27 protein-coding genes are annotated in these 25,562 nt (G+C 61.3%); 10 read left to right on the top strand and 17 right to left on the bottom strand.

Translation table 11 applies throughout. The annotated features are described in order from the left end of the window. Positions 1 to 220 precede the first annotated feature (220 nt). Positions 221 to 421 (bottom strand): hypothetical protein, encoded by a 201-nt coding sequence (locus tag GSR16_RS20520; protein ID WP_159880598.1) that lies wholly within the window; start codon positions 419 to 421, stop codon positions 221 to 223. A gap of 100 nt (positions 422 to 521) precedes the next feature. Here GSR16_RS20520 and pyk point away from each other — a divergent pair, with 100 nt between their 5' ends. Then, positions 522 to 1,931, top strand: a complete 1,410-nt coding sequence (gene pyk, locus GSR16_RS20515) for a pyruvate kinase (protein WP_159880597.1) — start codon at positions 522 to 524, stop codon at positions 1,929 to 1,931. Positions 1,932 to 1,999: 68 nt separating this feature from the next. On the opposite strand, the gene GSR16_RS20510 is transcribed toward pyk, so the two are convergent. The 6 genes from GSR16_RS20510 to GSR16_RS20485 form a co-directional block, all read right to left on the bottom strand. Beyond that, positions 2,000 to 2,668, bottom strand: coding sequence for a DUF799 domain-containing protein (locus tag GSR16_RS20510; protein WP_159880596.1), 669 nt, complete (start codon positions 2,666 to 2,668; stop codon positions 2,000 to 2,002). Positions 2,669 to 2,677: 9 nt separating this feature from the next. Next, the gene (locus GSR16_RS20505) at positions 2,678 to 3,031 is read right to left on the bottom strand and encodes a DUF4810 domain-containing protein (protein WP_159880595.1); all 354 of its coding nucleotides are present in this window, start codon (positions 3,029 to 3,031) and stop codon (positions 2,678 to 2,680) included. A 16-nt stretch (positions 3,032 to 3,047) separates the two neighbouring features. After that, entirely contained in the window at positions 3,048 to 3,722 is a 675-nt protein-coding gene (locus GSR16_RS20500; RefSeq protein ID WP_205677470.1) for a CsgG/HfaB family protein, read from the bottom strand. Positions 3,723 to 3,993: 271 nt separating this feature from the next. After that, positions 3,994 to 4,920: an alpha/beta hydrolase family protein gene (locus GSR16_RS20495; RefSeq protein ID WP_159880594.1), complete on the bottom strand. Its 927-nt coding sequence runs from the start codon at positions 4,918 to 4,920 to the stop codon at positions 3,994 to 3,996. Then, on the bottom strand, positions 4,910 to 5,683 hold the full coding sequence (locus GSR16_RS20490; protein ID WP_159880593.1) for an alpha/beta fold hydrolase: 774 nt from the start codon (positions 5,681 to 5,683) through the stop codon (positions 4,910 to 4,912). Before GSR16_RS20490 ends, GSR16_RS20495 begins: the two co-directional genes overlap by 11 nt. Before the next feature lie 136 nt (positions 5,684 to 5,819). Beyond that, on the bottom strand, positions 5,820 to 6,821 hold the full coding sequence (locus GSR16_RS20485) for a sulfate ABC transporter substrate-binding protein (protein ID WP_159880592.1): 1,002 nt from the start codon (positions 6,819 to 6,821) through the stop codon (positions 5,820 to 5,822). Between the two features lie 231 nt (positions 6,822 to 7,052). On the opposite strand from GSR16_RS20485, the gene GSR16_RS20480 reads away from it, so the two are divergent. After that, positions 7,053 to 7,625: an RBBP9/YdeN family alpha/beta hydrolase gene (locus GSR16_RS20480; RefSeq protein ID WP_159880591.1), complete on the top strand. Its 573-nt coding sequence runs from the start codon at positions 7,053 to 7,055 to the stop codon at positions 7,623 to 7,625. 119 nt (positions 7,626 to 7,744) lie between these two features. After that, complete coding sequence (locus GSR16_RS20475) at positions 7,745 to 8,284, top strand: DUF2059 domain-containing protein (RefSeq protein ID WP_159880590.1); 540 nt, start codon at positions 7,745 to 7,747, stop codon at positions 8,282 to 8,284. A gap of 43 nt (positions 8,285 to 8,327) precedes the next feature. Here GSR16_RS20475 and GSR16_RS20470 read toward each other — a convergent pair whose 3' ends face one another. Beyond that, the gene (locus GSR16_RS20470; RefSeq protein WP_159880589.1) at positions 8,328 to 8,915 is read right to left on the bottom strand and encodes a helix-turn-helix domain-containing protein; all 588 of its coding nucleotides are present in this window, start codon (positions 8,913 to 8,915) and stop codon (positions 8,328 to 8,330) included. A gap of 79 nt (positions 8,916 to 8,994) precedes the next feature. Between GSR16_RS20470 and GSR16_RS20465 the strand changes: the two genes are divergently transcribed. The 4 genes from GSR16_RS20465 (at position 8,995) to GSR16_RS20450 (ending at position 12,128) form a co-directional block, all read left to right on the top strand. Next, positions 8,995 to 9,888 carry a DMT family transporter gene (locus GSR16_RS20465; protein WP_159880588.1) on the top strand — a complete coding sequence of 298 codons (894 nt, stop codon included), beginning with the start codon at positions 8,995 to 8,997 and terminating at the stop codon, positions 9,886 to 9,888. Positions 9,889 to 9,972: 84 nt separating this feature from the next. Beyond that, on the top strand, positions 9,973 to 10,557 hold the full coding sequence (locus GSR16_RS20460) for a uracil-DNA glycosylase family protein (protein WP_338024033.1): 585 nt from the start codon (positions 9,973 to 9,975) through the stop codon (positions 10,555 to 10,557). A 92-nt stretch (positions 10,558 to 10,649) separates the two neighbouring features. Beyond that, the gene (locus GSR16_RS20455) at positions 10,650 to 10,949 is read left to right on the top strand and encodes a superinfection immunity protein (protein WP_159880587.1); all 300 of its coding nucleotides are present in this window, start codon (positions 10,650 to 10,652) and stop codon (positions 10,947 to 10,949) included. 54 nt (positions 10,950 to 11,003) lie between these two features. After that, on the top strand, positions 11,004 to 12,128 hold the full coding sequence (locus tag GSR16_RS20450) for an SLC13 family permease (RefSeq protein WP_159880586.1): 1,125 nt from the start codon (positions 11,004 to 11,006) through the stop codon (positions 12,126 to 12,128). A gap of 79 nt (positions 12,129 to 12,207) precedes the next feature. Here GSR16_RS20450 and hutH read toward each other — a convergent pair whose 3' ends face one another. The 6 genes from hutH to hutC all read right to left on the bottom strand — a co-directional run bounded on the left by hutH (position 12,208) and on the right by hutC (position 19,917). Beyond that, positions 12,208 to 13,740, bottom strand: a complete 1,533-nt coding sequence (hutH, locus tag GSR16_RS20445; protein WP_159880585.1) for a histidine ammonia-lyase — start codon at positions 13,738 to 13,740, stop codon at positions 12,208 to 12,210. 111 nt (positions 13,741 to 13,851) lie between these two features. Then, positions 13,852 to 15,534: a urocanate hydratase gene (gene hutU, locus GSR16_RS20440; protein WP_159880584.1), complete on the bottom strand. Its 1,683-nt coding sequence runs from the start codon at positions 15,532 to 15,534 to the stop codon at positions 13,852 to 13,854. 168 nt (positions 15,535 to 15,702) lie between these two features. Further along, the gene (gene hutG / locus GSR16_RS20435) at positions 15,703 to 16,638 is read right to left on the bottom strand and encodes a formimidoylglutamase (RefSeq protein ID WP_159880583.1); all 936 of its coding nucleotides are present in this window, start codon (positions 16,636 to 16,638) and stop codon (positions 15,703 to 15,705) included. Continuing rightward, entirely contained in the window at positions 16,635 to 17,885 is a 1,251-nt protein-coding gene (gene hutI / locus GSR16_RS20430; protein ID WP_159880582.1) for an imidazolonepropionase, read from the bottom strand. Before hutI ends, hutG begins: the two co-directional genes overlap by 4 nt. A gap of 198 nt (positions 17,886 to 18,083) precedes the next feature. Further along, a complete protein-coding gene (locus tag GSR16_RS20425) occupies positions 18,084 to 18,908 on the bottom strand; it encodes an undecaprenyl-diphosphate phosphatase (protein ID WP_159880581.1) in 825 nt (274 codons plus the stop codon). A 292-nt stretch (positions 18,909 to 19,200) separates the two neighbouring features. Further along, entirely contained in the window at positions 19,201 to 19,917 is a 717-nt protein-coding gene (gene hutC / locus GSR16_RS20420) for a histidine utilization repressor (RefSeq protein ID WP_240902553.1), read from the bottom strand. A gap of 209 nt (positions 19,918 to 20,126) precedes the next feature. Here hutC and GSR16_RS20415 point away from each other — a divergent pair, with 209 nt between their 5' ends. After that, positions 20,127 to 20,972 carry a D-hexose-6-phosphate mutarotase gene (locus GSR16_RS20415; RefSeq protein WP_159880579.1) on the top strand — a complete coding sequence of 282 codons (846 nt, stop codon included), beginning with the start codon at positions 20,127 to 20,129 and terminating at the stop codon, positions 20,970 to 20,972. Between the two features lie 85 nt (positions 20,973 to 21,057). Next, complete coding sequence (locus GSR16_RS20410; protein ID WP_159880578.1) at positions 21,058 to 21,633, top strand: hypothetical protein; 576 nt, start codon at positions 21,058 to 21,060, stop codon at positions 21,631 to 21,633. 463 nt (positions 21,634 to 22,096) lie between these two features. Here GSR16_RS20410 and GSR16_RS20405 read toward each other — a convergent pair whose 3' ends face one another. Further along, positions 22,097 to 22,825 carry a 16S rRNA (uracil(1498)-N(3))-methyltransferase gene (locus tag GSR16_RS20405; RefSeq protein ID WP_159880577.1) on the bottom strand — a complete coding sequence of 243 codons (729 nt, stop codon included), beginning with the start codon at positions 22,823 to 22,825 and terminating at the stop codon, positions 22,097 to 22,099. Between the two features lie 267 nt (positions 22,826 to 23,092). On the opposite strand from GSR16_RS20405, the gene GSR16_RS20400 reads away from it, so the two are divergent. After that, entirely contained in the window at positions 23,093 to 23,884 is a 792-nt protein-coding gene (locus tag GSR16_RS20400) for an inositol monophosphatase family protein (protein ID WP_159880576.1), read from the top strand. Between the two features lie 69 nt (positions 23,885 to 23,953). Here the strand turns inward: GSR16_RS20400 and gmhA are convergent, their stop codons facing one another. Both gmhA and GSR16_RS20390 read right to left on the bottom strand, forming a co-directional pair. After that, positions 23,954 to 24,538, bottom strand: a complete 585-nt coding sequence (gene gmhA / locus GSR16_RS20395) for a D-sedoheptulose 7-phosphate isomerase (protein WP_062788943.1) — start codon at positions 24,536 to 24,538, stop codon at positions 23,954 to 23,956. Between the two features lie 129 nt (positions 24,539 to 24,667). Continuing rightward, positions 24,668 to 25,555 carry a DMT family transporter gene (locus tag GSR16_RS20390; protein ID WP_159880575.1) on the bottom strand — a complete coding sequence of 296 codons (888 nt, stop codon included), beginning with the start codon at positions 25,553 to 25,555 and terminating at the stop codon, positions 24,668 to 24,670. Positions 25,556 to 25,562 lie beyond the last annotated feature (7 nt).

Genomic DNA, 25,562 nt, shown 5'->3' with positions numbered 1-25,562 from the left:
CCCTGCGGTACGCCGGGGCGGGCTGGCAATCTTTGTTATGTTGTTTTTTGTATTTATGATGTTCGTTTTATTTTCGGCCAATTCTAGTTAACACGCTTCAGCTGTCAATCAGCACGCATAAAACTTTCGTACATGTCTGAAATCCGACCTCGCCATCGCCGGTTCCAGCGCATTTTGCAGCGCAAGATATCGTAAATGCGAATGGTCTGTAAGTACCGAACTACAAGGATTTGCGCTTTTCTTGCTTTGCAGCAAGCAAGCGTTGCGGCATAGAGGGGCAAAATAACAACACCAATGGCAGGCTGCGCAAGAAAAACGCGCATAAAGCGCGCCCGGATTTTTTCCCAACTGACAAGGTGGCAACACCCAGCCCAAGTGCCTGCAAGGTAGCAAAGCCACTACATTCCAGTTGTGGCAGCATGTTGCGAAAAGCAAGAGACCAGAGTCGGCAACCCGCCGACTGATCAGGTCCACCCGACAACACCCCGCCAGCGCAGACCGGCACCGACAAGGACAAGTACATGCTCCGCAATACCAAGATTCTCGCCACGCTGGGCCCGGCATCCAGCACCCCGCAGCAAATCCTGGCGCTGGCGCGCGCCGGGGTGAATGTATTCCGCCTGAACATGAGTCATGGCAGCCACGACGACCACCGCGCCCGGCTGGCTGCCATCCGCGCCGCGGAAACAGAAATGGGCCGCCCCATTGGCGTGCTGGTGGATCTGCAAGGACCCAAGTTGCGCATCGGCACTTTCCCGCAAGGCCCGGTCACCGTGCGCGTGGGCCAGCCCTATCGTTTTGTACTGGATCAGGTGGACGGCGATGCCACCCAGGTCACCCTGCCCCACCCGGAAGCCTTCGCCGCGCTGGAACACGGCCATCACATTCTGGTAAACGACGGCAAGTTGTCGTTTCACGTGGAACGTGTGCAGGACCGGGTGATTGAAACCACCGTGGTGGTGGGTGGCGAACTGTCCGACCGCAAGGGCTTCAATCTGCCGCAAACCATCCTGCCGCTGTCGGCCATCACCCCGAAAGACCGCAAGGACGCCGAATTCGCCCTGCAGGAAGGAGCGGACTGGATTGCGCTGTCCTTTGTGCAAACAGCTGAAGATGTGCGCGAACTGCGCCAGATGATAGGCAGCAGCGTGGGCATTGTGGTGAAGATTGAAAAACCGTCCGCCGTGGACCAGCTGGACGAGATTGCCGAACTGGCCGATGCGGTGATGGTGGCACGCGGCGACCTGGGCGTGGAGCTGCCACCGGAAGACGTGCCGGTGGTGCAGCGCCGTATCGTGCACCAGTGCCGTCACCTGGGCCGCCCGGTGATTGTGGCTACCCAGATGCTGGAATCCATGATCACCGCCCCCACCCCCACCCGTGCCGAGGCCAACGACGTGGCCACCGCCGTGTATGAAGGTGCCGATGCAGTGATGCTGTCGGCGGAAACCGCCGCCGGCTCCTTCCCGATAGAAGCGGTGCAAATCATGGACCGGGTGATCCGTCGCGTGGAAAGCGCACCGGACTACCGCCGCGTAATGGCACTGGACTACAGCGCGGCAGAATCACCAGAGCAGGCCGATGCCATTGCCGCCTGCGTGCGCAAGGTAGCCGCCATTCTGCCGGTTACCGTCTCCGCCGCCTTTACTACCTCCGGCTCCACCTGCCTGCGGCTGGCACGCGAACGACCACACACCCCCATCATGGGTATTTCTCCGCGACTGAGCACGGCACGCCGTCTGACTCTGGTATGGGGCGTAGTGGCCTATAACGGCCCGGATGCAGAGAATCTGGAAGACATGGTGGTGAAAACCACCTTCTGCGCCACCAAGCTGGGACTGGCTGAGCAGGGCAAGCCAATGGTGATTATCGCCGGTGTGCCGTTTGGGACACCGGGTGCCACCAATCTGCTGCGTATTGTCTACCCCTGATTCTCCCTGCACATGAAAAAAGCCGCCAGAGGAGCCATTCCCTGGCGGCTTTTTCATGTGCGCTCCAATCAGTCGGTGCCATAGTGCGGCGAGTACGGCCCGAACAGCAAGCCATTGTAATGACCGGCCGACAACAAGCGATTGCTGGTAATACCAGCCACATCATGGCCGCTGTCGCTCAGGTTGTTGGCAATCTGCTTGATGGCCGCGGAAATCAGCATGCCCACCAGGCCACCGTTATTGTTATTGTTCTGGTTTTCGGCGCTGGAAGCACTGGCACTGCCGCTCCACAGCTCGGTACCTGTACGCAGGTCCACCAACCGGGCCGAAGCCGCCACCACGGTGACACTGTCCAGCACGGTGTAGGTGGAACCGTATTTGCTGATGGTGACATACAGCCCCGCATCGGCACCAAAGATGTCACGCAGCTTGGCCGGTGCCACTTGATGGATATCGCCGGGCACGGTCAGGCCGTTCTGCTTGAAGGTGCTGTCCACCAGTGCCACCGGCAGCACATAGTAGCCAGCTTCAGCCAGCGGGTAGGTCAGCACCGACAGTACGCTGTAGCTGGCGTTGACATCCGGCGAGTTGTTCAAGGGCGGCAGCACCAGGATGCTTCTGGGCTTGCTTTCCTTGTACGCAGTGTAATCACGCTTGGCTGGCGGCTGGCTGGCGGCGCAGGCAGACAACAGGGCTGCCACGGCCAGGCAGCTGATCAATCGGAAAAAATGTCGCATGGTCGGTCCTTACTTCCGGTATTTCTTCAGCAGGAAATCGATATAGGCTGCCGACTCGGGAAAGGCGGCTTTCTCGGCCTCTAGCTGCTGCAAGGCCAGGTCGTCGCGCCCGGTTTCGGCATACAGCATGCCCAAATGCGCCCGGTAGCCCGGCGGGGGAACATTGCCCTTGGCGGCAATGCGCTCCAGACCTTTTTCCAGCTCGGTGATCTGCTGTTGCGGGCTCTGGCCCTTGAAGTGTTCATACACCTGCGGTTGATAGCCTTCCCACTGGTACAGTGTCTTGGGTGCCTGTACACAGGCCGCCAGCAGACAAAGGCTCAGCAGCGGCAGGACCCGGCGTGATGCTTTGGAAATCGTCATGACCAAGCACCCCGCCTTAGTTACGAGCCGGTTGCCAGGTACCGGCATCCACTGCTTCGGTCAGGCGGTTCACCGCTTCGCGGATGGCCAGATCCAGTACCTTGCCATTCAGGGTGGAATCATAGCTGGCGGTGCCGCCAAAGCCGATGACCTCACGATTGGACAGGCTGTACTCACCGGCACCCTGGGTGGAATACACCACTTCGGATGTGGCGGTGTTGACGATATTCAGATTCACTTTGGCATAGGCAATCTGTTGCTTGCCACGGCCCAGAATGCCAAACAGTTGCTGATCGCCCACTTCCTTGCGGCCAAATTCGGTGACATCGCCGGTGATCACGTAATCAGCGCCCTTCAGCTTCTGCGCCTGTTGCTTGATGCTGGCTTCCTGTCTGGTTTCCGCCATATTTTCGCGATCCAGCACATTAAAGCGGCCAGTCTGCTGCAGATGGGTAATCAGAATGGTCTTGGCCTGGCTGCCCAAACGGTCAACACCATCAGAAAACAGCCCGCGCGCATAACTGGACCGGTTATCGAACTTGCCGATGGAAATCGGTGCGCGGACACCCGTATAAGGTTTGGCAACGCTATTGACCTGTGCCACGGCCAGGGATTGCGAGCTCTCGGTCGCGCAGCCAGTCAGGCCCGCCAAGACGCCCAGCAGCAACAGGGCAGTTGTTTTCTGTTTCACAACAATTCTCCACGAATATTCATCACATCTTGATTGGCAATGGCCGCATCCCCGCTGCAAGCCATTAAATGGGCTACGCTACCATACCATTTACATTAATTTAACCATTTAAAATGACGATGAAATACATTATGCCCTGATGAAAATCATAGGCTTTTGATCTGCAAGGAAAAGCCGTCGCCACCTCAGAAAATACATGGCACACGGAATGATGAATACTTGATGCAGATCAGCCGGTTGAGACCACAGCAGGCGGGCACCATCAGCCAGCTCAACGCTCTGGAGGCGGACTTGACCACCGCTGCGCCAATGCTGGCAGCCTGCGTAAAAATGCATCTACCTCAGTCGCCCACAATGCTGACGCATGTCGGCTCAGGCCGTGGCCGTCACCATCCGCCACGGCAGGTGCATGGACAAAATATGTCGGGCTACCGCCAGCAGCGAAAGCCTGGTGCCAGGCGACAGGCTCATCCGCCCCCCAGTACTGGTCGTTCACCGCGTAAATCCACAGATTGGGCAGCGTGGTATGACGGCCAAAATCGGCATACAAAGCGGCCAGGGCTTGCGGCTCGCAGCTTTGTCCGGGCGATTTTTCCGGATTGCCCCCGGCTCCACCGGCAAAATTGATATAGCCGATCACGCCCGGCGGTGAACTGGCCCCCACAGCCACCGTCAGCAGACCACCAACCGACTGGCCTTCCAGCAAGATGGGCTGGCCCGCACCCCAGGGCTGCTGGCTGATCCAGCGCAGCGCTGCCTGTACCGCCGCGCTGCCGCCAGCGGCAGTCCGGCGATAATCCGGGTGGCTGCTGCACACCCCGGGTGCCAGCATGCGGGCGCTGTGATACTCAGGATCACCCCCGCCTGTGCGGCCATAACCGGGGCGTATCGGTGCCACGATGGCAAAACCCCGGTCCAGCCAGTAAGCCAGTTGGCTGCGGCCCAGCGGGTGCTGCATCTGGTGGCGCTCCTGCTGGCTGCCGGCACGGCCATGGGAAAACAACAATACCGGAAACGGACCACGGCCAGCAGGCAGGTACAACTGTGCCGGCATGTCCAGCGTACTGCCGAAAACTCCGGCCCCAGGCAAGGGAATGCTGACATCCTGCGGGCCGGGCACCATGGCCGCAGCCGCAGGCAGGGCCAGGCTGCCGGCCAGCAATAATGTGCTAGATAAACGGCAACATTCACGCCACATAACCGAACTCCAGAATCCGGGCCAGCAGGGCGGCCAGGCCGGCAGGGTTGTCCTCACTCATGGCATGGCCGGCATCGGCCAGCACATGCACCGCCACGCCATCTGCAGGCAGCCGGTCCAGGTCTGGCTGCGGCAAGGAGCGCGCGCCGAATACCACGCTGCGCGGCATGGTGAGCGCCAATAACTGGCTACGCCAGCTGGGTTCTACACCCTCAACCAGCGATACCGCCGCGCGGTGCACCGCCGGTGCGTGACTGGCGGCCAGCGAACCGGCCCACAGCGGGCTGCCTTCGTGGCTGGCCAGCCGCGCCATGCGCCGTTGGCCACGACTGACAAACTCTTGTTCGCTCATGGCCGCCAACGTACGGCTGAACACGCCGCCACCGGCATCCAGATTCGGTTCCAGCAACACCAGCCGTGTCACCGGTGTCGGACGCAGGCGGCTGGCTGCAATGGCCACGGCCCCGCCCATACTATGGCCGACGATGTCCAGCTGCGGCAGGCCAAGATGATCGATCAGGCCCGCCACGGTTTCGGCATGCGCGGCAATGGTGTAAGCAAAGTCGTCAGGCCGGTCGGAAAAACCGGCACCCAGCAAGTCCAGCAACAAACGCCGTCTTCCGGCCAAGGCCGGATCGGCCGCTACGCGGGGAAAATCGCTGGAGGCAGCACACCCCAGTCCATGGACAAACAATAGTGGAACACCGCTGCCGGGCAGATCGTGATAACGCAAAGCCCCATACGGGCTGTGAAATACTTGCATGAGGATGCCGGGAAACAGATGAAATGAGCGTGGCGCAGTCTACCGCAGCCATGTGACAAGCGGCAGATGCAAACGGAATGCAAAACAGGCCGCACGAAAGCGGCCTGCTGCGGATGGAAGGCAAGACTGGTGTTAATCAGTTCTTGCTGTAGATCTGGTCAAACACGCCACCATCGGCAAAGTGCTTTTTCTGGGCGCTGCGCCAGTCGCCAAACACGTCCTTGAGGGTGAACAGCTTCACCTTGGGGAACTGGCTGGCATATTTGGCCGCAATCTTGGGGTCACGCGGACGGTAGTAGTTTTCCGCCGCAATCGTCTGACCTTCCGGGGTGTAGAGGAACTTCAGATAGGCCTCGGCCTGCTTGCGCGTCCCTTTTTTGTCCACCACCTTGTCCACCACGGCAACCGGCGGTTCGGCCAGAATCGAGATGGACGGGGTGACGATATCAAACTTGTCCGGACCCATTTCCTTTACCGCCAGCACAGCTTCGTTTTCCCAGGCCAGCAGCACATCACCCAGGCCGCGCTGGGTAAAGGTAAGCGTGGCACCGCGCGCACCGGAATCCAGCACCGGCACATGCTTGAACAACTCAGCCACATAAGCACGGGCCTTGGCTTCATTGCCACCATTCTTCTTCAGCGCATAGCCCCAGGCCGCCAGGTAGTTCCAGCGTGCGCCGCCGGAGGTTTTCGGATTGGGGGTGATCACCTGCACGTCATTGCGCACCAGGTCATTCCAGTCCTTGATGTGCTTCGGGTTTCCCTTCTTCACCAGGAACACGATGGTGGAGGTATACGGCGAGCTGTTGTCCGGCAGACGGGTCTGCCAGTTTTTGGGCAGCAGGCCCTCATCGGCCAGCACATCGATGTCGTAAGCCAGTGCCAGCGTGGCCACATCCGCCGCCAGGCCATGCTGGATTGACAGCGACTGCTTGCCCGAACCACCGTGCGACTGTTTGATGGTGAGCTCTTCACCGGTTTTCTTCTTCCACTGCTCGGCAAAAGCCTTGTTCACGTCCTGATACAGCTCGCGGGTGGGATCATAGGACACGTTCAGCAGTTCGGCGGCCTTCAGCGGCGTAACGGCCAGCAGCAGCACGGCTGCCAGCGCTTTCAGATTGGTGCGGATAGTCGTCATGTTGCGGCTCCTGAGTCGATGGGCTTCTGTTGATAGAGCACACTGTAATCAGGATTTATTTAGCACTAGAAATGATTGTTTTTCATTCTGTTATTCGAAATTAATCTAAGCAATAGCATGTCATACATGCCTCTGAAAATTTCATATTGGAATATAAAAACAATTATTGATCACTTTTTGCAATATTGATTTTACCCTATAGTGACCCCATCCGTTTCCGAGGGCTTGCTCATGACCACCATTGCCGACGACTTCGATTTCATCATCCAGCCTGGCTGGAGAGGCAGTGCTGCCGATCACTGGCAAAGCCACTGGCAACAGCGTCTGCAGGCTATCCGTGTGGAGAATGCCAACTGGGAACAGCCCGATCTTGAGGGCTGGCTAGCCGGGCTGGATCAGGCACTGTCACAGGCACGCCGTCCGGCCATCGTGATTGCCCACAGCCTGGGCTGCATTACCGTGGCCCACTATGCGCGACGTCATCCGGACAGGATTGCCGGAGCATTGCTGGTGGCACCAGCCGATGTGGAAAGACCCTTCGTACCGCGCGAACTGATGCCGTTTGCCCCGCTGCCACGCCAGCCGCTGCCCTTTGCCAGCCATGTGGTGGCCAGCGACAACGACCCTTTCTGCAAATCGGCGCGCGCCGCCCGTATGGCCGGCTACTGGCAAAGCCCGCTCACCTGGCTGCGGGAGGCCGGCCATATCAACGTGGCGTCAGGCCATCACCAGTGGGAAGAAGGTCTGGCCCAGTTGCCGCCCCTTCTGGAGCGTGCTCGCGCCCAGGGCAGCATCGCCGCCTGATGCTCGGCTGGGGAACTGTCTGCGCCGGAAAGTCATCAAAGCTGCTTTGACCACGCTCTCTGGCGGTGTCACACTGCCAGCCTTGTGTTCTCTGATGCCATTTCCGAAAAGGATGTCTCATGTTTGCTGCTAGCCCGATCAAGACCGCCATTGCCGCCCTTGCCCTGACCCTGCCCATGCTGGCTCATGCCGATGCAGCGCAGGATGCGGCGGCCCGGGAACTGGCTCAGGTGATCGGCCTGAACAATATGCCGAATGACCTGGCCAACCGCACCACCGGCTCCGCCGGCCCGCTGCTGCAGGAATACTTCGTCAAGAACAAGATCAACCTGAGCCAGGAACAGCAGAAGAAGGCTCAGGACGGCTTCAAGTCCTATGCCGAAGGCATGCACAAGACCGCAGCCGATTATTTCAACTCCGCGGCAGTGAAAAAGCAGTTTGAACAAGAAGTGGTGAAGAGCTACAGCGCGCAGTTCTCCGCCGCCGAAATGCAGCAGATCGTTGCCTTCTACAAGACACCGGCCGGCCAGAAGCTGATGAAGCAGCAGCCGGTGGTGATCGACAACATCATGAAGAATATGCTGACCTCGGCCGAAAAAACCCTGCTGCCGAAAATGCGCACTGCCGCCGAAACCTACGGCAAGTCCATCAGCAAATAAGTACGCGCATCACAAAGATCAAACGGCCCTGCGGGGCCGTTTTTCATTGATCCTGATGCGGCACCATCAGGACACTCTTGGTGAATGTGCAGGGCTCGGCACCCTGATTGTGATAGCTACATGGCTGATCCAAGGCAAAGCCCAACGACTGCCCAGCCTGCAGCATGTGGTTTTGCTGCACCAGTTGTACTTGCAGACTGCCTTCCAGCACATACAGCAGCTCCTGGCAGCCGGGGGCGTCGGCCTCGGCGTGATAGCTGTCACCTGCCGCCAACTGCCAGCGCCACAGCTCCAGTGCCATGCCCGGCATGGCCACCGACTCCAGCAGGCTGGCATGGCTGTCGGCGTGTTCGCCCTGCCAGATGCGCAGCGGCAAAGCCTGGGCCTTGTCCGTTAGCGACGGCGGGCGCACCACATCGACAAAACGCAGGCCCAATGCCGAGGCCAGCTTGTCCACCGTGGCAATGCTGGCATTGCTTTCCCCGGCTTCGATATTCACCAGCATGCGGCGACTGATGCCCGCCCGCGTGGCCAGCACTTCCTGACTGTAGCCTTGCTGCGTGCGTGCCTGACGCAGATTGTCAGCCACGTTCTGCATCACTTCCAGTGACCCGTTTGCTTGCTTGCTCATGGCGATGTGCAATATATTGCCCAGACGATGATTTGTGCATTATATTTCACTGAAACCCCACCCGCAACGAGACTCCGCCATGACCACGCTGACCGCCACCGCCGGCCTGCCGCCACACCACACCCGTCTGCCCGACCTGGTGCTGATCGGCGTCACCATGATCTGGGGCTTCACCTTCCTGGTGGTGCAGCATGCATTGCAGTGGGCCGGGCCTTTCGGTTTTGTCAGCCTGCGTTTTGGTGTGGCAGGCTTGATTGCCCTGCTGCTGAGCTGGCGTGAGCTGCACGGCCTGAGCCGACGCGAACTGCTTACCGGCACCCTGGTGGGTTGTGTACTGTTTGGCAGCTACAGCCTGCAAACACTTGGCTTGCAGCTGATTCCCAGCAGCAAGTCAGCCTTTTTGACCGGCCTGTATGTGCCACTGGTACCGCTGTTCCAGCTGCTGCTGTTTCGCCATAGGCCGCGGCTGGCCGCCTGGTTGGGCATCATCGTGGCTTTCGCCGGACTGGTGCTGCTGTCCGACCCGCGCGGCTTGCATTTCAACTTTGGTGCCGGTGAATGGCTGACGCTGGCCGGTGCCGCGATGATTGCGCTGGAAATCAGCCTTGTGAGCCGCTTTGCCGGCCAGTGCCACCCGCGTCGCGTGGCGGTGGTACAGCTGCTAACCGTGTCGCTACTGGCGGCACTGGGCTGGCTGGCCAGTGGCGAGGCCGTGCCGCAAGCGCACCCGGTATTGCTCATCAGCCTGTTGGGCATGGGCCTGGCCACGGCTGTCATCCAGATTGCCATGAACTGGGCACAGAAAACCGTACCGGCCACACGGGCCACCATCATCTATGCCATGGAACCGGTCTGGGCCGGGCTGGTGGGCGCAATCGCCGGAGAGCAACTGGGCATCATGGCCATCAGCGGCGCGGCGCTGATTGTGGCCAGCGTGCTGATCAGCCAGCTGGGCGGCAGCAAGTCGCACTGACAAGATGGGCAAGGCCCCACACAAACGGCTTGCCTGCACCGGCAGACAGGCGCATAAACGGCCAGGAAACTTCACCGGCCCGCCATGATGACCGACTACACCGTGCTGCTAGACCAGGTTCGCCACTGTCGGCTATGTGCCGACCAGTTACCCCTCGGCCCACGTCCGGTACTGCAGCTGCATCCGGCAGCCCGGCTGCTGATTGCCGGCCAGGCCCCCGGCCGCAAGGTACATGCAACCGGCATTCCCTTTGACGATGCCAGTGGCGTGCGCCTGCGCGACTGGCTGGGTCTGGATGCCACACAGTTTTACGACCCCACCCTGCTTGCCATTCTGCCCATGGGGTTTTGCTATCCCGGCACCGGTCCGCACGGCGATCTGCCACCACGGCCAGAGTGTGCCGCCCACTGGCGCGCTCAGCTGCTGCAGCAATTGCCCAAGCTGCAACTGACGCTGGTGCTGGGTCAGCATGCGCTGGCCTGGCATCTGCCGGCTGCCGGCAACATCACCCAGGCGGTACGCAACTGGCAGGCCGGCTGGCCGCATATCCTGCCCTTGCCACACCCCAGCCCGCGCAACAACCTGTGGCTAAAGCGCAACCCATGGTTTGCCGCCGAAGTGCTACCTGCCCTGCGTCAACGTGTCCAGCAGTTGCTGGGCACGGCATAAACCACATTCCGCAGCTTGTTTGACCAAGCGGTTTGCCAAAGCCGGGCCGGCATGATTACGCTTGGCACTTGTCTGCTTTTTTTCTGGATGTCATGAAACCTGTCGATCTGATCAAGGGCCTGCTGGCCATCGTGCTGGCACTGGCTTTTCTGCTGTGGCTGTATGGCACTTTCAACAATCAGCCGGACTTTGTCACCACAGCCATGTGGATGGGCGATGCGCTGGTAATGATTCCGGCCTACCTGATTCCCGCCATTACCGCCTGGCTGGTAAAAAGCCCACGCCTGAAAACCATCATCCTGATCAATGTCCTGGGCGGCTGGCTGCTGATTCCCTGGATCATCGCCATGGGCATGGCCATCAAGCGTGACGACTTGCGCACCCAGGACTGACGCCGCCGTGCACGCAGCTTGATGACGGCGGCAGCCTTCCCGTAAGCTGCCGCCATGTCTGCACACACCTCCCCCTCTCGTCTGGCAGCCTTGCTCGCCCCGTTCTTGCACGACCGGCTGCTGCATGTGCTGCTATTGCTGATGCTGCTGCTATGGCTGCCACAGCCCACGGCAGCCAGCCAGTTTGTCCACTGGATAGACTGGCCCACCATCACCACCCTGTCCGGCCTGCTGTTGCTGACCAAGGGCGTGGAAGCAAGCGGTTATCTGAGTCATCTGGGCCGCCTCATCATCAACCGGCTGGCGCGGGAAAGATCGCTGGCGCTGTTTCTGGTGGGCATGTCCGCCCTGCTGTCCACCGTGCTCACCAATGATGTGGCGCTGTTCATCGTGGTGCCGCTCACCCTCAGCCTGCGTGGCATTGCCGGGCTGCCCATTGGCCGGCTGGTGATATTCGAAGCGCTGGCAGTGAATGCCGGCTCGCTGCTCACGCCGATCGGCAATCCGCAGAACATCTTGCTGTGGCAGCTGTCCGGCCAGTCCTTTACTACGTTTACCTGGCAAATGGCCCCGCTGGCACTGGGCAGCATGGTGCTGCTGCTACTGGCCACGGCACTGGCGTTTCCCGGTCAGCGCATTCATGCCGAACTGCACGATGACGCCAGCGGCTATCAGCCCGGTCTGTTGTGGAGCTGCGCCTTGTTGTACATCGGCTTTATCGTGGCGCTGGAATCCGGCCATGCCCTGTGGGGTTTGGCTGCGGTGCTGGCCGGCATTGCCCTGTTGCGCCCGGCCCTGCTGCTGGCGGTGGACTGGAGCCTGATTGCCGTGTTCATGCTGATGTTTGTCGACATCCGCCTGCTGACCCAGCTGCCGCTGGTGCGCCACTGGACCGATGCCGTAGCCGGGCTGAGTAGCGGCGGCCTGTACCTGACCGCCCTGCTGGGTTCGCAGCTGATCAGCAATGTGCCGGCCACCATCCTGCTGGTGAAATACAGCAGCGCCTACAAGGTGCTGGCCTATGCGGTGAATGCCGGTGGCTTTGGCTGTGTGCTGGGCTCGCTGGCCAACCTGATCGCCCTGCGCATGGCGGGCGAGCGCGGCATCTGGCTGCGTTTTCATCTGTATTCCCTGCCCGCGCTGCTGCTGGCAGGCGTGCTGGGCTACTGCCTGCTCTGACATCCCTTCCCGCCATTCCTCGCAAAAAAGCCCGGTCACCGTGACGGTGCCGGGCCAAGCTCCTGATGACTTGCCGTGCTTACAAAGAGGGCAGCAAGCCAGCCGCCACAAAGCGGTTGTAACTGCCGCTGGCTACCAGCGTGGCGGCCTTTTCGATATCCGGCGCGAAGTAGCGGTCCTTGTCGTAGAAGCTCACTTGTTCGCGCAGCTCGGCCTTGGCTTCTTCCAGCTTGGCGCTGGCCTTGTGCGGGGCGCGGAAGTCCACACCCTGGCAGGCAGCCAGCAGCTCCACGGCCAGAATGCCGGCGGTGTTACCGGCCATGTCGCGCAGACGGCGACCGGCAAAGGTGGCCATCGACACATGGTCTTCCTGATTGGCCGAGGTGGGCAGGCTGTCCACCGAAGCCGGGTGCGCCAGCGATTTGTTTTCCGAGGCCAGTGCCGCACCGGTGACCTGGGCAATCATGAAGCCGGAGTTCACCCCGCCATTGTTGACCAGGAAGGGCGGCAGCTTGGACAGGTTGCTGTCGATCAACAGTGCCATGCGGCGCTCGGACAGCGAGCCGATTTCGGCAATGGCCAGGGCCAGGTTGTCGGCGGCAAAGGCCACCGGCTCGGCGTGGAAGTTGCCGCCGGACAGGATGTCGTTGTCGTCGGCAAACACCAGCGGGTTGTCCGATACCGAGTTGGCTTCCACTTCCAGCACGCTGGCGGAGTGACGGATCTGCGTCAGGCAGGCACCCATCACCTGCGGCTGGCAGCGCAGGCTGTACGGGTCCTGCACCTTGCCGCAGTTTTCGTGCGAGTGTTCGATTTCGCTGTGTTCCAGCAGGGCGCGGTAGGCGCTGGCGGCGTCGATCTGGCCGGCATGGCCGCGCACGGCGTGGATGCGCGCATCAAACGGGGTGCGGCTGCCCTGCGCGGCTTCCACCGACATGGAGCCCGCCACCACGGCGGAGGCAAACAGGTCTTCCGCGGCAAACAGGCCTTCCAGTGCAAAGGCGGTGGAGGCCTGCGTGCCGTTGAGCAGGGCCAGGCCTTCTTTCGGGGCCAGGGTGATGGGTTCCAGACCAGCCGCCTGCATGGCTTCACGGCCATGTACGCGCTGGCCGTTGACGAAGGCTTCGCCCTCGCCGATCAGCACCGCGCTCATGTGCGATAGCGGGGCCAGGTCGCCGGACGCGCCCACCGAACCCTTTTGCGGAATCACCGGGTAGATGCCGTGGTTGAACAGCGTCACCAGCGCCTCGATCACCTGACGGCGGATGCCGGAGAAACCACGCGCCAACGAGTTGATTTTCAGTGCCATTACCAGACGCACGGTGGAATCATCCATCGGCGCGCCGATACCGGCAGCGTGCGACAGCACGATGGAGCGTTGCAGCAGTTCCAGCTCTTCCGGGGCGATGCGGGTATTGGCCAGCAGACCAAAACCGGTGTTGATGCCGTAGGCGGTGCGGCCTTCGGACAGCACGCGCGCCACGGTGGCGGCGGAGGCATCGATGCCGGCGTGGCAGGATGCGTCCAGTTGCAGCTTGAGGCCGGTTTCACGTGAAACGCGGCGCAGGTCGGCCAGCGTCAGTTGGCCCGGTACGATATTGAGAATGCTCATGGTTTCAGTCTCTATTGATTGTCAGCTGGCCTCACGCCCGCAGGCTGGACCGGATATGTTCTTGTTGTAGCGCATGCCCTGCCAAAGCAGGCAGGGCGACTGCATCAGTACTTATTTCAGCATCGGCAGGTCCAGGCCCTGCTCACGTGCGCAGTTCTTGGCAATGTCGTAACCGGCATCGGCATGACGCATCACGCCGGTACCCGGATCGTTACGCAGTACACGGCCCACGCGCTTGGCCGCTTCGTCCGTGCCATCACACACGATCACCACGCCGGAGTGCTGGGAGAAGCCCATGCCCACGCCACCACCGTGGTGCAAGGACACCCAGGTAGCGCCGCCAGCGGTATTCAGCAGGGCGTTGAGCAGCGGCCAGTCGGACACGGCATCCGAACCATCCAGCATGGATTCGGTTTCGCGGTTGGGCGAAGCCACCGAGCCGGAGTCCAGATGGTCGCGGCCGATCACGATCGGCGCCTTGAGTTCGCCATTCTTCACCATTTCGTTGAAAGCTGCACCCAGACGGGCACGGTCTTTCAGGCCCACCCAGCAGATACGTGCCGGCAAGCCCTGGAAGCTGATGCGCTCACGCGCCATGTCCAGCCAGTTGTGCAGGTGCGGGTCATCCGGAATCAGTTCCTTCACCTTGGCGTCGGTCTTGTAGATGTCTTCCGGGTCGCCGGACAGCGCCACCCAGCGGAAGGGGCCGATGCCTTCGCAGAACAGCGGGCGCACATAGGCCGGGACAAAGCCGGGGAAGTCGAAGGCATTCTCTACGCCCTCTTCCAGCGCCATCTGGCGGATGTTGTTACCGTAGTCCAGCGTGGCGGCACCGCGCTGTTGCAGGGTCAGCATGGCGCGCACCTGCACGGCCATGGACTTCTTGGCGGCAGCGGTGATTTCAGCGGCATCGGTCTTTTGCTTGGCGCGCCATTGTTCCACCGTCCAGCCTTGCGGCAGATAGCCGTGTACCGGGTCGTGAGCGGAGGTCTGGTCGGTCACCACATCCGGGGTGATGCCACGGTTCACCAGCTCGGTGAACACATCGGCGGCATTGCCCAGCAGGCCGACGGACACTGCCTTGCCGCTTTGCTTGGCGTCTTCGATGATGGCCAGCGCTTCGTCCAGCGTGGTGGCCTTGCGGTCCACGTAACGGGTTTTCAGGCGGAAATCGATACGGGTTTCATCACATTCCACGGCGATCATACTGAAGCCGGCCATGGTGGCGGCCAGCGGCTGCGCGCCACCCATGCCACCCAGACCACCGGTCAGGATCCAGCGGCCTTGCGGCTTGCCGTCGAAGTGCTGGTTGGCCACGGCAAAGAAGGTTTCGTAAGTCCCCTGCACGATGCCTTGCGAGCCGATGTAGATCCAGGAGCCGGCGGTCATCTGGCCGTACATCATCAGGCCCTTCTTATCCAGCTCGTTGAAGTGTTCCCAGTTGGCCCAGTGCGGTACCAGGTTGGAGTTGGCAATCAGCACGCGTGGCGCGTCGGCATGGGTGTTGAACACGCCCACCGGCTTGCCGGACTGGATCAGCAGGGTCTGGTCGTCCTCCAGACGCTTGAGCACGTCCAGGATGGTGTCGAAGCATTCCCAGTTACGGGCTGCGCGGCCAATGCCGCCGTATACCACCAGGCTTTGTGGGTGCTCGGCCACTTCCGGGTCCAGATTGTTCTGGATCATGCGGTAAACGGCTTCGGTCAGCCAGCTTTTGCAGGAAAGCTCGGTACCGCGCGGGGCGCGGATGACGCGAGTCGGGTCGAAACGGCTGTCTTGTTGTGCTGCGCTCATTGCTGTCTCCTAGGTACTGCCATGTTGTCGGGCAACTGCCCTGAATTCCTTACCGAGAACCGATAACAAAACCCCCGCTCCAGCGTTGCGCCGCCTTGCCGTACGCCATGTACTGTCTGCGGCGGCGCGCCTTGGCCCGGGTTCTCTACGCGGTTTTGTCAGCGGTTCTTACTGCGAGGCCAGATGACGGGTAATACTCCACGCCAGCCGGGCCGCCGTCTTCGCGCCGTGGCTGTCGATATCGAATTGCGGGTTCAGCTCCACCAGATCGGCCCCGGCCAGCTTGCCGCTGGCGGCAATGGCGGTGACCAGTGCTTCCACCACCGGCAGCTCCACTCCCATGGCGGCAGGGGCCGACACGGCAGGCATAACGCTGGCGGGCAGCACATCCAGATCGATGGTGAGATAGACCATGTCCACCTGGTCGATGAAGTCCTGCACCGTACGCTGCGCATTGGCGAAGCCCGCCTGGTTCAGCGCGCTGTCCAGCAGCCACTGCACGCCCAGCTGCCCGGCACGGGCAAACAGCGCCTGGGTGTTGGATGGCTCGGCCACGCCCAGACACAGGTAATGGAAGGGACGGCCAGTACTGGCACAGTCGGCGGCAATCTGCGCGAACGGCGTGCCGGAAGTGGCCTCGGCTGCCTCGCGGATGTCGAAGTGGGCGTCGAAATTGATGATGCCGATTGCCTTGTCCGGATGCGCTGCGGCCAGCCCGCGCCAGGTGCCGTAGGCGGTTTCGTGGCCACCACCCAGCACCAGCGGAAAGTGCCCGGCACGCGCCAGTTGCTCCACCGCCGCAGCCAGCCGCAGGTGGGCGGCGTCGAGATCGCCATCGTTACAGGCCACGTCGCCCATATCGCACAGCGGATAGGCCTGATGCCAGGCCAGATTGGCCAGCGCCTTGCGGATGACAGCGGGAGCTGCCGCCGCGCCGACACGGCCCTGATTGCGCCGCACGCCTTCGTCGCAGGCAAAACCGGCAATGCCGATGCCTGCCGGCAGGCCGGGTGCAAACGGCGTGGCCAGCTGATGCCAGCGGCGCGCCAGCTCGCCTTCACCGGCGTCCACGCGGCCGGTCCACAGCTTCATGTCTGGAGTCATTGTGTTGTTTCCTTGCCCGGACGCTGGCCACGGAATACCCGTTCGGCCAGCGGGTTGACGCCGAGTCCGTAGACGATTTCGGCAGGGTGTTCGATATCCCACAGCAGCAGGTCGGCGACATGGTCCAGCGCCAGCTTGCCGTGGCTGTGGCCACGGCCCAGCGCCTGCGCCGCATGGCGGGTGGTGCCGGCCAGCGCTTCTTCCGGCGACAGGCCGAACAGCACGCAGGCCTGGTTCATCGCCAGCCGGATGGAGGCAAACGGGCTGGTGCCGGGGTTCAGATCGGTGGACACCGCCATCGGCACACCGGCCGCGCGCAGCAGTTCGACTGGCGGCTTTTGTGTTTCGCGCAGGAAGTAAAATGCGCCTGGCAGCAGCACTGCCACCGTGCCGGCCACGCGCATGGCTTGCACACCGGCCTCGTCCAGATACTCGATATGGTCGGCCGACAGGCCGCCAAATTCGGCTACCAGCGCCGCACCCTGCAGATTGGACAGCTGCTCGACATGGCCCTTCACCCGCAGGCCGTGCCGTTGCGCGGCTTCGAACACGCGGCGGGTTTGCGCCGGGGAAAAACCCACGCTTTCGCAAAACACATCCACCGCTTCGGCCAGGCCTTGTTCTGCCACGGTGGGCAGAATGTCTTGGCAGACGTGCTGGATATAGCCATCGGCGTCACCGGCAAATTCCGGCGGCAGCGCATGGACGGACAGCAAGGTGGGGGCAATCTCCACCGGCTGGCTGTCACCCAGTTGGCGAGCTACCCGCAGTTGCTTGATTTCGTCTTCAAGGTTCAGGCCATAGCCGGACTTGGACTCCAGCGTGGTGACGCCCTCGGCCATCAGCGCCTGCAAGCGCGGCAGGCTGGTGGCGGCCAATTGTGCTTCGCTCAGCGCCCGGGTGGCGCGCACGGTGGAGACAATGCCACCGCCTTGCGCGGCAATCTGCTGATACGGCACGCCCAGCAAGCGCTGTTCCCATTCCGCCGCCCGGTTGCCGCCGTACACCAGATGGGTGTGGCAATCGATAAAGCCGGGGGTGATCCAGCGGCCAGCCACATCGATAACCTCGCCATCGAAACTGGCTGGGTTCAGCTGACCTTGCGGCAGGATGGCGGCAATACGGCCATGCTCCACCACCAGCACGTGGTCGTGCAGCGCGCCGTAGGGCGCGGGGTGCTGCGTATCCATGGTGGCCAGCCGGGCATTGAGCCACAGGCTGCGGGTGCGGTTGATAGGCTTGCTCATGTCTGCTCCTGATTTGTATATACAAATAAACCCTGCATTGATGCTTGTCAACCACGACTCAACATTGCATACAATATGTATTTGCACAAAAGTCTTTATTTATCAAATATTTGCGCAAATAAAAAAGGGAGCCAATGGCTCCCTTTGTGCATCAAAAATCCAACAGTATTTGTATAGTCAATTGTCTGTTGGCGACTTTCAGCTATCCACCCAGTTCACCCAGCCGTACTGCCAGGTCAGCAATACGATGATGCCGAACACGATGCGATACCAGGCAAACACCATGAAACTGTGGCTGGAAATGAAGCGCAGCAGCCAGCGCACGCAGAAGAAGGCCGAGACAAAGGAAAACAGCAGGCCCACCGCCCAGATGCCCAGATCGTCCGCCGCCAGCAGCGCGCGGTCCTTATACAGCGAGTACAGCGAGGCGATGATCAGGGTGGGAATGGCCAGGAAAAAGGAAAACTCGGTGGCCGCCTTGCGCGACAGGCCAAACAGCATGCCGCCGATGATGGTGGCACCGGAACGCGAAGTCCCCGGCACCAGCGCAAAGGCCTGGGCGCAACCCACCTTGAGCGCATCCAGCGGGCTCATTTCCTCAACCGTCTGCACCCGGATGCTGTGCTGGCGACGCTCGGCCCACATGATGACCAGCGCACCGATGATGAACATGCTGGCCACCACCGGGGCGTTGAACAGATGGGCCTTGATGGCCTTGCTGAACAGAAAGCCCAGCGCGGCTGCCGGGCAGAAGGCAATGGCCAGGTTGAGAATGAAGCGGCGGGCAGCGGCATCGTGTGTGGCTCCGCCCAGCACAGTAGCGATACGGGCACGGTATTCCCAGATCACCGCCAGGATGGCACCGGACTGGATGACGATTTCAAACAGCTTGCCGCGTTCATCGTTGAACTTGAGCAGCTCCCCGGCCAGGATCAGGTGACCGGTGGACGAGATGGGCAAAAATTCGGTCAGCCCCTCGACAATGCCGAGAATGGCTGCCTTGAGCAAAAGCAGTGTGTCCATGATGTTGTTGACTGTATGGGCGGGTTGGTAAAAATGACATTGAAATTCTGCGACAGCATAGCCGACATGGATGACAGAATCACGGCAAACTGCGGCTTTTTCATCCAGAATCAAGAAGCTGCTGGCCAGCACGCATGAAAACGGCGGTCGGTTAACACCGCCGCCGCACATGCCTGCCCCCTCCCCAAGCTTGACTGACCCGCACCAGGCAGGCCTTGATCAAGCAAGGCTGATAAAACACGCAGAACAGTAAACCCCGGTATTGCAGGACAGGGTTTGTCAGTCACTGCTGTTATTTCTTGACCCGGCTTTGCGAGCGCAGCTTGTAACGGCCACCCGGATGCACCAGCCGGGCAAAGGTCACCAGATTCTTGTACGACCAGGTACGACGCAGCACCAGCAGGCATGGTTCCCCGGCAGCAATATCCAGCATGGCCAGCTCGCGCGCATCCGGCAAAATGGCCTCCACGCTGTGCTCGATATCGGTCAGCGGGCAGGTTTCCATCAGGTATTCATTGGGCGTGCGGCGGGTGAAGTCCTGCAGGATGTAGTCCGGTGCCCAGGCCGGGTTCACATAGCGGTCTTCCAGTTGAATGGGCAAGCCGTCTTCACGGTGTACCAGGATGGAGTGATAGATGGGCGTACCCACCTTCACCCCCAGTTGCAGGGCAATCTCCTCGCCGGCGGCGATGGTTTCCAGCTGATGCACGTCGGCACTGTGGGTATGGCCGCGCGCTTCCACCTCGGCGGCGATATTGTTGATGTCCAGCAGCGGCGATTCGGCCTTGCGCTCGGCCACATAAGTACCGTCACCAGCAAAGCGCAACAGGATGCCGGCTTCGGCCAGATCACGCACCGCCTTGTTCACTGTCATACGCGACACGGAAAACTGGCTGGCCAGCTCCAGTTCCGGCGGGATCTTGTTGCCCGGCAGGAATTCCTTCTTGCGAATGCCTTCCAGAATGTATTCCTTGATACGCAGATAGCGCGGTTGAGCTGTGGCAGGCACCTTGTATTCCATGAAAGCAGAGTGATGAATGAATGCATTCTAGACCGGCCAGCCATGCAGATGGCTGATCCAGCGCAGAATACTGTGTGCCAGCATGCCCGCATCGGACCGCGCTGACCAGCCTGTGGATCAAAACTGTGCCGCCACAGGCAGAAGACAGGCCGGCATTGGGTTATGATCTGCCCATTTCCCTGCAAGCGAGACGCCCAATGGCCATCACCCTGCCAGCTGCGGCCCAACTGATCACACTGGGCAATGATCTTACCCTGCTGCAGCTGGACAGCGGCAGCTTCTCCGCCACCTTGTCCCTGCTGGGTGGCCAGTTGCTATCCTTTCAGCCCTACGGCCAGCAAGCTTGGCTGTACATGTCGCCGCAAGCCGTGCTACAGCCAGGCAAGGCCATCCGTGGAGGTGTGCCGGTGTGCTGGCCATGGTTTGGCCCGCATCCAAGCGACAGCAGTGCCCCGGCTCACGGCGTGGCGCGCCAGCAGCCGTGGCAATTGCTGGCGGTGGAACAGGATGGCGATGCGTTTCACGTGAAACTGCAAGGCCCGCACTGGCAAGGGCTGGACATAGAGCTGGAATACGCCTTGTCCGACCACATTGCCATGCAGCTGCATACCCATAACAACAGTACGCAAGCACACACGGTGAGCGCGGCATTGCACAGTTATCTGGCCGTCAGCGATAGCCGCACCATCAGTCTGGGCGGGCTGGAGGAGGCCGTGTTCGAGGACAAGGTAGCCTGCCGCTACAGCCGCATGCCGGCACAGCCGCTGCAATTGCAAGGCGAGTTTGATGCCATTGTCTACAGCGAAGCTGATGTGGTACTGAGCGACCCGGCTTGGCAGCGCCGCCTGCGCGTCAGCCGTGAAGGCTCGGCCAGCGTGGTGTTGTGGAACCCCTGGCAGGGCAAGGCAGCCCGCCTTGCCGATCTGCCGGATGAGGGCTGGCATGACTTTATCTGCATCGAGGCCGCCAATGCCGGTGAAGATAGCCGCCTGCTACAAGCCGGCGACAGCCATACCCTGAGTTGCCGGATACAGGCAGACTGAAACCGCCTGGCCCCACCCATCCCGATGGACAGGGTATACTGCCAGGCATCCCGCCATACATGGCGTCGTAGTGGATAGATAGTCAATGGCAAGACAGAACACGATTTCCAGTTATCTCCCCGTCACCTTCCCCAATGGCAACCGGGTGCGTCGCTTCGGCAAGCACTGTCCGCATTGCCATGCCATGGTGGGGTGTGAACACATGTCCGGCCTGGCCAGCCTGCAGCAGGACAAGCTGTTTCTGGCAGCCCAGGGCAGCTGCCCGGCCTGCCATCACCGTTTTTCCGTTGCCTGCGTCATTACCGACGACAAGCGGGTGCACCGGGTAATGCTGCCTCTATGGGTGTACCGCCTGTGGCTGCAGATGGCCACCCGCAACACGCCGCAACTGCCATCACGGGAAAACTGGTCGGTGGAGCAAGAGGAAGCTGATCCGGCACCGGTGGGTTTCATCGTCAATGATGTAGCCAGCGTGACCTGCTCGGATGAAATCCTTGGGCGTTTTCATGAACAGACCATTAGTGCCTGGGTTGAATACGAGGGACGTCGCTTCCTGTTTGAGCGTGCGGCACCGCCTGGGCAGTTTGCACTGACCGAGCAGGAGCTGCTGCTGGCCGGCACCCTGATTTACCGGCAGCAGGAAATTGCCACCACGGCTTGAAATGGCCGGTACGTGGATGCCAGACACCAGCCCGGCCTAGCCGGGCTTTTTGTTGGCCGCGTTTACCAGCCAAGTCATACCGGGATCGCAATGCCTACGTTTTAACAGCCGGTTGTCCGCTGCGCGGTGATGTTTACATGGCGGTGCTGCCCGCCGTGCAGGCAGGGGAGCTGCGTCGCCAGCTCCCCTGCACCCCTAGGCGACCCCGGGTTGCGCGTATTTCCGCCGTATCCGCGCCGGGCAAGGCGCCGCCGAACTCGCCATTCGCTAACGTCGAATGGCTCAAACATGCGGCGCCTTAAAACCTTGCCCAACGCAGCTCCGACGGCGCGCGCCACGGGGAATGTCATGCATCGTCCGCGTGATGGCGACCACTCTTGTCGCTGCCCCGACATGTAAAAATCACCGCGAAGCGGTTCGATATATTGCCAAACACGGTGGGAATGGCGCTACCGACCAAGCTCTAGATACAGTAATCCCCCCACACCGCCTGCACGGCCGCCACCGCGGCCAGCGCAGCGGTTTCGGTACGCAAGATGCGCGGCCCCAGTTTCAGTGGTGTCCAACCTGCATCCAGCGCAGCGCCTTCCTCTCTGGCGGAATAGCCACCTTCCGGCCCGGCCATCAGCCAGGCCCGCTTGGGTGCGCTGGCAATGTCAGCCAGCTTCTGCGTCCCCAACGGCGACAGGATCAGGCGCGCCTCGGCCTGTTGCTGCTGCTGCAGCCACTCGGTCAGGCTGAGAATGGGCAAGACCTGCGGCAGGGTATTACGGCCGCACTGCTCGCAAGCCGACTGTACGATTTCCTGCCAGCGCTGCACCCGCTTGTCAGCCCGATCGCCCGACAGCTTCACCACCGAACGCTCGGCAGCAATGGGCTGAAACAGCGATACCCCCATTTCCACCCCTTTTTGCAGGGTGAATTCCATGCGGTCGCCACTGGAAATGGCCTGTGCCAGGCCCAGCCAGATAGGCGATTCGCGGCTGATGTCGTCAAAACGGGTGATTTCACAGCTGGCATCGCGCTTTTGCAGCGACAGCAAGGTGGCCTGATACTCGCCGCCCTGGCCGTTGAACAGGGTAAGGCTGTCACCTTCCTTCAGGCGCAGTACCTGGATATGACGGACAACTGTATCGGGCAGCGACAGGGTTTGACCTGTCGCAAGCGCTGTTTCGATAAAAAACCTTGGCATGGCGTATTGAAAGTCCGTGGTGATAACGGTATTTTGCTTTGTTTGCTGCAGTTGCAACAACCCGTCTTTGGCAAGTGGCTATTCTGACAGCTAAATGTCAGCCACACCTCCCCTCCCAAGCAGCTTCCCCGCGCATCCGGCATGGCGTGGTGGCCTGTTGGCCCAGGCAGGGAAAAAATTGTGGCTATTCTTTACGCAGACAGACAGCACTTCCATTCCCGTCGATACGCCATCGCGGCTGATCACAGCAGGACCCAGGAGAACACAATGCAGGTGGTTGAACAGGTGATGCAAGTTGTCCGTGACGTGGCCCGCCAGGAGGTGATGCCGCGCTTTCTGCGCGTGGGCAAAACGCGCAAGGACGACGGCTCGCTGTTTACCGAAGCCGACATGGCCTGCCAGCAGGCACTGGGCGAGATGCTGCCCAAGGTGTTGCCCCATCCGGTACTGGGCGAGGAAATGACGCGCGAAGAGCAGGATGCGCTGTGGCAGGACAATCCGGACGGCCTGTGGGTGGTGGACCCGATCGACGGCACCACCAACTTCGTCAACGGCCTGCCCTACTTCGCCATTTCCGTGGCGCTGATGGTGCAAGGCGTCAGCCAGCTGGGGGTAATTTACAACCCGGTTTCCGACGAAATGTTCTATGCCCGCCGTGGCGAGGGTGCCTGGCTTAATGGCCGCCGCCTGCCGCTGAAAACCACCCGCAACAGCATGGGCGATGCCATTGCCGCCGTCGAGGTGAAATACCTGCGCTCCGGCAAGCTGGCCGCCCGCATGAGCAGCGTGGCACCGTTCGGCAGCCAGCGCAGCATGGGTTCCAGCACGCTGGACTGGTGCTTTCTGGCCGCCGGCCGTTACGACCTTTATCTGCACGGTGGCCAGCGCCTGTGGGACTACGCCGCCGGTGCGGTGATCCTGGAGGAAGCCGGTGGCCGCCTGGCCAGTCTGAATACCGACGACTACTGGAGTGATACGGTGTGGAAGCGCTCGGTGATTGCCGCCATCGACCCGGAACTGTACTGCCAATGGCACCGCTGGGTGCGCGCCAATCAGTAAACAGCGCCAACGCAGCAAACAGAACGGCCCTCAAGGGGCCGTTTTTCATGCAAAGGTAACGCGCAGGAATCAGTAGTTTTCCGGGCAGAAATGCCGTTCCACCAGCTCGATCAGGATATGCAGCACCTTGATGTGCAGCTCCTGCACACGGTCGGCATACTGGCCGCCCGGGGTGTTGACATAAACGTCGGCCAGCGGTTCCAGCCGGGTGGCGGCACGGCCGGTGAGGATGATCACCTTCATGCCCAGTTCGCGCGCCACCGTGGCGGCGTTGACAATGGTCTGGCTATTGCCGCTGGTGCTGATGCCGATCAGCACATCGCCGGCCCGGCCATGGCTTTCCAGATAACGCGAAAACACGTGTTCGTAGCCAAAGTCGTTGGCCACGCAGCTCATGTGGCTGGGGTCAGAAATGGCAATGGCCGCCATGCCGCGCCGGTTGTTGCGGTAACGGCCGGTCAGCTCTTCGGCAAAGTGCATGGCATCGCACATGGAGCCGCCATTGCCGCAGGAAAAGATGCGGCCACCGGCGGCCAGGCTGGCAATCAGTTGCTGCGCAGCGGCCTCGATGCTGGCCAGCGCCTCTGGATTGGCCAGCAGATTGTTCAGTGCAGTTTGCGCTTCAGTCAGGCTGGACTGGATATGGGAAATCATCAGCGATCCGTCTTGCATGCGGGCAACGGCACACTGCCATTGCCACCGGGAAACAGGGCTGGCACAACTGCCAGCCCCGATATCATACCCCGAGCCCGTCTGCCTCAGGAAATGGCGGACGGGTAAATTTCAGCGAAGCACGATCAGCGCGGTGCCAGCACAGCTGACAAAGGCCCCCAGCCAGGCCACCAGCGGCGGCGGCTGCTTTTGCACCAGCCACAGCATGGGCAGGATCAGCACCGGGCTAAGCGCGGAGAGCATGCCCACCGTAGCCACATTGGCATGCTGCAGCGCCAGCATGATCAGCGTCATGCCCAGGCCCAATGCCACCACCCCGTTCAGGGCGGTCTGGCCCAGGATGCGCGGGGAAAAATCACCGCGACTCCTGGCCAGCGGCAGGCCGGCATACAGCAGCAAATAATGCACGACACAGGCCACGCCCATGCGGATAGCCGAGGCGGTTACCGGTTCCAGTCCACCAGCGATAGCCGGTTTGGCAAAGAAGGTTCCCAGCGCCTGACATAGCGCCGCCGCCATGCCCAGCATCACCCCGGCCTTCAAATGCGCCGGATGCTCCCAGGCCTTGCCTTGCTGCTTGCCCCGGCCAAACGCCACCGCCAGCATCACACCGCCAAACACCATGCAGCTGCCGAAGAAGGCAGGCAGGCTGAGCTTTTCCTGCAGAAACAGCATACCCAGCAGCACGGAAAATACCGAGTGCGTGGCAAACAACAGGCCGGAACGCCGCGGCCCCAGCCGGTTCATCGCGGAAAAATACAGGGTGTCACCCAAGAAGATGCCGGTCAGGCCGGACAGCAAGGCCGGTACCACATTGGCCGTTTGCATGCTGTGCCAGCCGCCCGTTGCCAGGCTGATGCTACCCAGCAGCAGTGTCATCAGGCTCAAGCGCAGGCGGGTAAAGGTAAACGGGCCGAAATGGCGCGAGGGGCCGGCACCGAGGATGCCGCCCCAGGCCCAGCAGGCTGCCGCGCCAACGGCGGCAAGGTCGTACCACATGACAATC

This window comes from Aquitalea denitrificans (assembly GCF_009856625.1).
Taxonomy (GTDB): Bacteria; Pseudomonadota; Gammaproteobacteria; order Burkholderiales; family Chromobacteriaceae; genus Aquitalea; species Aquitalea denitrificans.
Note: the sequence above shows the minus strand (reverse complement) of the source record. Positions and strands in the feature narration are given on the sequence as shown.